This window comes from Devosia sp. (genome assembly GCF_041917035.1).
Lineage (GTDB): Bacteria > Pseudomonadota > Alphaproteobacteria > Rhizobiales > Devosiaceae > Devosia_A.
The window spans coordinates 1-7491 of the sequence record NZ_JAYRYM010000181.1; the positions used below are offsets into that span (position 1 = coordinate 1).

Annotated in this window: 7 protein-coding genes; 4 read left to right on the forward strand and 3 right to left on the reverse strand. The window is 68.1% G+C overall.

All coding sequences use genetic code 11. The annotated features are described in order from the left end of the window. From ACE3TU_RS16165 to ACE3TU_RS16180, 4 genes are all read left to right on the forward strand, one after another. Positions 1 to 766 (forward strand): ABC transporter permease (locus ACE3TU_RS16165; protein ID WP_374626019.1); only part of this gene is annotated, 766 nt, incomplete at its 5' end. A gap of 1 nt (position 767) precedes the next feature. After that, positions 768 to 1589, forward strand: a complete 822-nt coding sequence (locus tag ACE3TU_RS16170) for an ABC transporter permease (RefSeq protein ID WP_374626021.1) — start codon at positions 768 to 770, stop codon at positions 1587 to 1589. A gap of 24 nt (positions 1590 to 1613) precedes the next feature. Further along, positions 1614 to 2651 carry an ABC transporter ATP-binding protein gene (locus tag ACE3TU_RS16175; RefSeq protein WP_374626023.1) on the forward strand — a complete coding sequence of 346 codons (1038 nt, stop codon included), beginning with the start codon at positions 1614 to 1616 and terminating at the stop codon, positions 2649 to 2651. A 4-nt stretch (positions 2652 to 2655) separates the two neighbouring features. Further along, the gene (locus tag ACE3TU_RS16180) at positions 2656 to 3489 is read left to right on the forward strand and encodes a glycerophosphodiester phosphodiesterase (protein WP_374626025.1); all 834 of its coding nucleotides are present in this window, start codon (positions 2656 to 2658) and stop codon (positions 3487 to 3489) included. Positions 3490 to 3720: 231 nt separating this feature from the next. Here ACE3TU_RS16180 and ACE3TU_RS16185 read toward each other — a convergent pair whose 3' ends face one another. From ACE3TU_RS16185 to ACE3TU_RS16195, 3 genes are all read right to left on the reverse strand, one after another. After that, positions 3721 to 4548 carry an inositol monophosphatase gene (locus ACE3TU_RS16185; RefSeq protein WP_374626027.1) on the reverse strand — a complete coding sequence of 276 codons (828 nt, stop codon included), beginning with the start codon at positions 4546 to 4548 and terminating at the stop codon, positions 3721 to 3723. A gap of 96 nt (positions 4549 to 4644) precedes the next feature. Continuing rightward, positions 4645 to 6642: a preprotein translocase subunit SecA gene (locus ACE3TU_RS16190; RefSeq protein ID WP_374626029.1), complete on the reverse strand. Its 1998-nt coding sequence runs from the start codon at positions 6640 to 6642 to the stop codon at positions 4645 to 4647. Then, positions 6629 to 7491, reverse strand: an 863-nt coding sequence (locus ACE3TU_RS16195) for a hypothetical protein (RefSeq protein ID WP_374626031.1), incomplete at its 5' end; no start/stop codon positions are given. The genes ACE3TU_RS16190 and ACE3TU_RS16195, both read right to left, overlap by 14 nt.

The window sequence follows — 7491 nt, forward strand, 5'->3', positions numbered from 1 at the left end:
GCCGATCGTGTCGGCCATCGGGCGCACCGTGTGGCTGCCCAACGAGGGGAGCGGCCACTCGTTCGCGCTCGACACCTACAAGTTCTTCTTCACCGACCAGTACAGCCTCAACAACCTCTACGTGACGCTGTGGACGACGGCCGTCTGCGCGGTGCTGCTGGTTGTCGTGTGCGTGCCGATCGCGCTCTACCTGCGCTTCTCCAGCGGTCGCCTCGCCGCCTATGTGCAGGGCCTCGCGATCTTCCCGATGTTCGTGCCCTCGATCATCCTGAGCTACGCGTTCATCCGGGTGCTGGGGCCGAACGGCACGGTCGACCTGCTGCTCAATTCGGTCGGGCTGCCGAAGATCCGCTCGCCATATCTCACGCCGTGGGGGCCGGTGATCGGCCTCGTCTGGGACAACATCCCGTTGACGGTGCTGATCCTGCTCTCCGGCATGGGGAACGTCTCGAACCAGTCGATCGAGGCAGCCCGCGATGTCGGTGCCCGGCGCCTGCAGGTGCTCTGGTATATCATCCTGCCCCGCATATCGAACTCCATCCTGGTCGCGGTCAGCTTCACCGTGCTCGGCATCTTCTCGGCCTTCACCCTGCCCTACGTGCTCGGCCCGGCCTCGCCCGAAATGATGGGCCCCTACATGCAGCGCACCTTCCGCGACCTGAACGATCCGACCATGGCGATCACCCAGGCGGTGATCACCTTCTGCTTCTGCATCGTATTCGGCCTGTTCTACGTGCGCTCCGTGGCGCGGAACCGGAGTCCCTGAGATGGCCAGGGCGCTCGTCGACAAGCGGATCGACTGGACCGGAATCGCCTTTGCGGCGGTCCTGACGGTCGTCATCGTGTTCCCGCTCCTCGTGGTCGGCACCTGGGCCTTCACCAATGTCTGGCGCTTTCCATCGGTCATCCCGCAGGAATTCGGGCTCAAGTACTGGGGCATGACGCTGGCCCGGGCGGACGTGTGGAACTCGATCACGATGAGCTTGAGCCTGGCGAGCATCGTCACGCTGCTCTCGGCCATGATCTGCCTGCCGGCCGCCTATGCCTTCGCGCGGCTGGATTTCCCCGGGCGCGATATCCTGTTCTTCTCGTTTCTCGCCGGGCATGCCTTTCCCAAGTTCGGGCTGCTCGTCGCCATCGCGGCAATCTTCCTGCAGCTCAACCTGATCGGCACGTTCTGGGGCGTGGTGCTGATCCAGCTCGTCGGGACGCTGCTGTTCATGATCTGGATCCCGGTCGCCGCGTTCCAGTCGGTGGACCGGCGGATGGAGGAGGCGGCGCGCGATGTCGGCGCCTCGCCGATGCGGGTGTTCTGGTCGATCACCCTGCCGCAGGCCGGACCGACCATCGCCGCGGCGATCCTGCTCAGCTTCGTCGGCACGTTCTACGAGACCGAGGGCGCCTGGCTGATCGGCGCGCCGGCGATCCGCACCATGCCGGTGCTGATGATCTCGTTCATCAACAACCAGCCGGTGATCCAGTACGGCGCGGTGCTGTCGGTGCTGCTGTGGGTCCCCTCCTTCGTCGCACTGCTGTTCGCGCGTCGCGTCATCAGCTCCGGCAGTTTCGCGCGCGGCTTCGGCGGCTGAGGCCAGAGAAAGGCATTCGCACCCATGGCGGTACTCGACATCAGGGACGTGACCAAGGCGTTCTCGACCACGGTGGCGGTGGACCGCTTCACGCTGACGGTGGGCGACGGCGAACTGGTCTGCCTGCTCGGCCCATCCGGATCGGGCAAGTCGACGCTGCTCAGGATGATCGGCGGGTTCGAGACGCCGACCTCCGGCGTCATCACCATCGACGGCGAGGACGTGACGCGGGTCCCCCCCGAGAAGCGGCCGACCGGCATGGTGTTCCAGAGCCATGCGCTGTGGACGCACATGAACGTGTTCAAGAACCTGGCGTTCGGGCTGAAGCTGAGGCGCCTGCCGACGGGCGAGATCAAGGACAAGGTCGAGGCGGTGCTCGAGCTCGTGGGCCTTTCCGGTTACGGCGGCCGGCACGTGACGCAACTGTCGGGCGGGCAGCAGCAGCGCGTGGCGCTGGCGCGCTCGCTGGTGCTCGAACCCAAGATCCTGCTGCTCGACGAGCCTTTTGCGAGTCTCGACCAGCACTTGCGCGAACGTCTTCGCGAAGAGGTTCGCGACATCCAGCAGCGGCTGAAGATCACCACGCTGTTCGTGACGCACGGGCAGGACGAGGCGCTGGCGCTGGCCGACCGCATCGTGGTGATGCGTGACGGACATACCGAACAGGCCGCCGCGCCCGACGTGGTCTATCGCGAGCCCGCGACGCCGTTCGTTGCCGGCTTCATCGGCTCGATGAACCTGGTCGAGGGGCGGGTTGCCGGGGGGACCTTCTCGCATTCGGCCTTCCGGGTGCCGGTGCCGGTGTCCGATGGCCCGGCCATCCTGTCGATACGGCCCGAGGCGCTGGAGATCGTCGGCGCGAGCGGGGACGGCACGGGCCGGATCCACCGCGTCACCGACTACGGCACGCACGCCATCGTCGACATCGACCTGCCCGACAGGGTCCGGCTCAAGTCGCTGGTCACCGAGGCGCGCGACTGGGCGGCCGGACAGGCGGTCGACCTGAGGCCGCGCGCCTTTGCGGTGTATCGCGACGACGCGGCCATCCACCGGAGCGCCTGACACCATGGCCGACCCCGTATCGGTGACCCGCAACGGGCACCGCACGTTCCTCAAGTGGCACCGGGCGCGCCGCAACGGCAGCGATCCCGTGTTCACCGGGCGGCGCATCCTCGAGGGGATGCGGCTGGGAGCCAGCGTCGAGGTCGATCTCGTCGTGCATGCCGGCAACGGCTTCGCCGTGCTGCACAACCTGTCGCTGGAGCAGGAAACGACCGGCAGCGGGATGGTACGTCAGACCTCGCCGGAGGTGCTGCGCGGCCTCAACCTGAGAGACAATGACGGGCGCCCCATCGCCGACAGGGTGATGCTGCTCGAAGACCTCGCGGCGCTGATCGCGCGCGACGGGGCGCACCCCGAGGCATTGCTGCAGCTCGACTACAAGGAGGACGCGGCGGCGCTCTCGGCCGAAGCGGTGGCGAACTTCGCCAAGGCGCTCGCGCCGGTGGCGCGGCACTTCATCGTCTCGTCGGGGGACGCAGAGTCGGTCGGCATCCTCACCCGTGCGACCCCCGGCCTCAGGATCGGCTACGATCCCTGCCACCAGGGGGCGATCGAACGGCTGATGCGGAGCCGCGACTACGCGGGCTTCGTCGCCGAGGCAGTGGCGGCATCACCCGGCTCGGAACTCGACTATCTCGACTACCGGCTGGTGCTGGCCGCGGCGGATGACGGCTTCGACATCATCGAGGCCTTCCACGCCGCGGGAAAGCGCATCGATGCCTATACGGTGAACCGGGCCGACAGGCAGGGCCTGGCGGCGATCGGGCGGCTGCTTGAGCTGAGGGTAGACCAGATCACCACGGATGATCCGGAGGGAGTGGCGGCGGCGCTGGGCTAGTCAATGCCGAGGGGGAGGCGTGCCTTCAGGCCGCCCGATCACCGGGCCGGCCCGTCCCCCCACACCGTCAACGCCGCGAAAGCGGGAAACTCCGTTCTACGGCAGCATCGCAAACCGAGATTCCCGCGTTCGCGGGAATGACACCGCGTGGGTGGCGGCCGACTGGGACAAACGGTCCGCCCGGTCACGCCGCGTGGGTGGCCGGGTTGCGCAGACGCGCCATCCCCAACGCTACAGCCCCTTGGCGTGCTTCAGCTCCTTCCTCGGGACGTCCTTGAGCTTGTCGATGAGATAGGCGTGCGTCGCCCTGTTGGCGACGATCATGGCGCCGGTCTGCTCGTAGTATTCCGGCCCCCTGCCCCACCAGTCGGTGACGATGCCGCCGGCTTCCTCGACGAAGAGGATGCCCGCGGCGGTGTCGACGAAACCGGTTTCCTCGAAGTAGCCGGTGAGCCGGCCCAACGCGACATAGGCGCAGGAATTGGCGGCGCTGCCGACGATGCGGACGCCGCCGATCGGGGCGCGGATGGCGTCGAGCCGCTCATAGGCGCCGGGATAGAGCGAGAGGCCGGGAATGGGCAGGCCGGTGCCGACCATCATCAGGCCGATATCGGCCTGTCCGGAGACGCTGAGGCGCTCGCCGTTCATGAAGGCGCCCTGCCCGGCAATACCGCTGAACATCTCGTCGGCCGGCGGATTGTAGAGCACACCCGCCACGGTCGTGTTGCCGCGGCGCAGCGCGATCGAGATGGTGTAGTGCTGGCCGTTGATGAAGTTGGTGGTGCCGTCGATGGGATCGACCAGCCAGCGATACTCCTGATCCTCATGATCGACCGGGGGGAACTCCTCGCCGGTGAAGCTCCAGCCGGGGTAGCGCTCGAACAGGTACCTGCGGATCAGCAACTCCGACTCCCGATCGGCATCGGAGACGAAATCGGCCGGCCCCTTGATGCCGATCTCGAGGTCGCGGAAGCGCTTGAAATGGGCCTGCGTCAGCGAGCCAGCCTCGCGGGCGACGGCGAGCATGTCATCGAGCACGGCGTCGTATGAAATGGACATTGAAGCGAATCTCCCGGTCAGTATCGGAGCGTATCGCCGGAATGGCCGCGGGGAAACGAGGAGAACCCGCGGCAGAGTCCGGGTGCGCGAGCGGCGCTACTCCGCACGCCCGGCGAAAGCCAGGGTCTTCTGCGCATGGCGGTCGGACTTGAGCAGCGCCATGCGCATGCGCCCATGCAGGCGCTCGGCGTGCTTCTGGGCCAGCCGGATCGCGAGGCGACGGCCCGCTTCGCCGAAGCCGGCGGAGAGCGATGCCGCGGCCCGGCGCAACCAGCGCGGCGCATCGGTGGCGAGTATGGCGTCCTCGAGCGAGAGAATGGCCTCGACATGGCCCGGCTCCCCCTGCCGCCCGGCGCGGCCGGCGAGCTGATCGTCGATCCGGCGCGCCTCGTGACGCTCGGACATGATGACGTGCAGGCCGCCGACCTCGGCGGCTCCGGGCCCGAGCGGGATGTCGGTGCCGCGTCCCGCCATCGAGGTCACCACGGTGATCCGGCCGACCTCCCCGGCGCGGGCGACGATCGCCGCCTCGTGCATATCCTGCTGGGCGTTCAGCACCTCGTGCCCCAACCCCGCCGCGGAGAGGCGGCGGCTCGCCTGCTCGGAGGCGGCCACGCTGCCAGTGCCGATCAGGACGGGGGCGCCGAGCCGGTGGAGCTCGACGGTGCGCGCGATGATCGCCTGCCACTTGCGCTCTTCGTCCGGCAGCACGCGATCCGGCCGATAGCTGCGGCGGGACGGCCTGTGGGTGGGAATGGTGGCGACCGGCAGCCGATAGACGCGCCACAATTCGCCGGCGACATGCGAGGCCGTGCCCGTCATGCCGGCCAGCCTGCCATAGCGGCGGAAGAAGCGCTGATAGGTCATCCGGGCGATGGTGACGCGCTGATCGGAGAGCTCCAGCCCTTCCTTGGTCTCGATCATCTGGTGCAGGCCATCGCTCCAGGAGCGATCCTTGCTGCGGCGGCCGGTCGAGGGATCGACGATCATCACCTTGCCCTCCCGGACGACATAGTGCTCGTCGCGATGAAACAAGAGCAGCGCCGAGAGCGCCTGGCGGACCAGTTCCTCGCGCATGACCCGGGACTTCCAAGGGGCCCCGAGTGCGTGCGTCAGCGCCTCGAGCTCGGAGCGTCCCGCGGGCGTGAGCTGGATGCGGCGCTCGTCGGCCTGCACGCGGTAGTGCCGTTCGCCGTCAAGCCGACGGGCAATGCCGAGGGCGGCCGCGATCACCGACGGATCGTTTTCCGCCCTGGCCGAGCCCGAAATCACCAGCGGCGTGCGCGCCTCGTCGACCAGCACGCTGTCGGCCTCGTCCACCAGTGCGAAGTGCAGCCCGCGCAGACGCAGCTCTCCCAGGCGCGTCGACCTGCCGCCAAGAGCCGAAAGACGAAGCCGGAGATCGCCGGACTGCTGGCCGAGGATCATGCGGTCGCGCAGGTAGTCGAAGGCCAGTTCCTTGTTGGTGCAGTAGGTGATGTCGGCGGCATAGGCCTGCTGCCGGTCCGCCAGTTCCATGCCCTCGACGACGATGCCGACGGTGAGCCCGACGGCGCGGTAGAGCGGCATGATCAGCTCCGCATCCCGGCGCGCGAGATAGTCGTTGACCGTGACGACGTGCACCGGCGTGCCGGCGAGGGCGACGGCGGCGGCGGCGAGGCCGGCGGTCAGAGTCTTGCCCTCGCCGGTGGCCATTTCGGCGATGGTTCCGGAGAGGATGGCGAAGGCGCCGACCAGTTGCACGTCGTGGTGGAGCTTGCCCAGGGTACGACCGGAGAGTTCGCGCAACAGCGCGAAGGTCTCGGCGATCGCGGCCTCGTCCTCGAAGTCGGAGCGCCTGACGTCAATCGCGGCGGCCCGCACCAGCTGCTGCAGCGCCGCGAGCGGGGTCTCGGCCAGTTCCGCCGCCCGAGCCCTGACCTTGGGGACGATGCGGAAGAGGTCGCGGCCACGACGGCGCGCCAGCGGCGCGATGATGGCCGCCTCGACGGCGTGCAGCACGCCATCGAGCTTGCCCGGCCTGGGGTCGGGGCGCTCGGGGTAGAGGCGCAGCTGCGGAGCGCGGGACCGCTCGACGAGATCAGAGGAGGCCATAGAAGGCCGACTTGGTGATCACGATGCGACCGTCCTCGACGGCATAGTCGATGCCGACATCATAGAGCAGATGGTCCAGGCGCGGCAGCTCGGCAGCGAAGGGAGCGGCAATCGCGGCGGGCCAGCCGGCGCGATGCAGGAAGTGCTGCAACTGGCCGGCACGGATGCGCGAGAAGTAGACCCCATCGCGGTTGCGCTTGTTGGCGACGACCACGACGCCGCAGTCGCGCAGTTCGGGCCAGAGGATCTCCGTCAAGTCCCGGCCGGCATCGAGGTAGGCCGAGGTCGCGACCTTGTCGACGATCTGGGCGCGCTCGGCCATGGCGTCAAAGAAAAAATAGAAGTTCTTGAGTTCGAGCCCGTCGGCACGATGCGCGTAGCAGATGCCCGAGGATACGGTGCTGCCCGGATTGCCGACATAGACGTCGATCTCGGCCAGGGGCGCGCGGCCGGTGACGATGGCATCATCGAGGTCCAGCGAGAACATGAAATAGGGCCGCCGCTCCACCGGCGGCAACTCGCAGCGCACGAAGGGCGACAGCACCGACAGCACGCGCGGTATCGAGAGCGAACGATCCAGCCGGTCATAGTCGTAGAAATAGAACTCGAAGCTCAGCCTGCCGTCGGCCAGCTTGACCCCGTAAACCGTGCGGAATGCGCCGAGCCCGCGGCGCAATTCGCCGCAGGCGGCCGCGAGGCGCGGATCGGCGCCGGCGGCATCGAGCGCCAGCCAGAGCAGGCTCGACTGCCGCCACTTGCCGCCGACCGGTGCCGGCGGATCGTAGGGCCACTGGCAGTAGTCGGCATAACGATCGCCGGGAAGGACCGGCTCGCACCAGGTCGGCGTCA